This window comes from Enterobacter sp. IF2SW-B1, from assembly GCF_001743375.1.
Classification (GTDB): Bacteria; Pseudomonadota; Gammaproteobacteria; order Enterobacterales; family Enterobacteriaceae; genus Enterobacter; species Enterobacter bugandensis.
In genome coordinates this window covers 1-370 of record NZ_MJAA01000354.1, presented here as the reverse complement: position 1 = coordinate 370, position 370 = coordinate 1, and the positions used below count along the sequence as shown (strand labels likewise).

1 protein-coding gene is annotated in these 370 nt (G+C 65.7%); it reads left to right on the top strand.

What is annotated here, in order from left to right; all coding sequences use genetic code 11:
* Positions 1–370 (top strand): methyl-accepting chemotaxis protein (locus A6013_RS24650; protein ID WP_254677917.1); only part of this gene is annotated, 370 nt, incomplete at both ends.

Sequence of the window (370 nt, the reverse complement as noted above, 5' to 3'; positions counted from 1 at the left end):
CGCCATTGCGTTCCAGACCAACAATCTGGCGCTGAACGCGGCGGTGGAAGCGGCGCGTGCGGGCGAGCACGGCCGCGGCTTCGCGGTGGTTGCCGGGGAAGTTCGCCAGCTTGCCCAGAAGAGCGCGTCGTCTGCCAGTGAAATTCGCGAGCTGATCGAGAGCGCCACCAGCCAGACCCAGGAGGGGATGAATCTGGTGGAAAAAGCGAGCGCGTTGAGCACCGGCATGGGCGGCAACGTGGAGGAGAGGGACACGATCCGGCGCGAGACCCGCCAGGCCAGCCACGAGCAGACGGAGGGGATCTCGCAGATCAACAGCGCGATTGGCCTGATTGATGCCACCACCCAGCAGAACTCTGCGCTGGTGGAG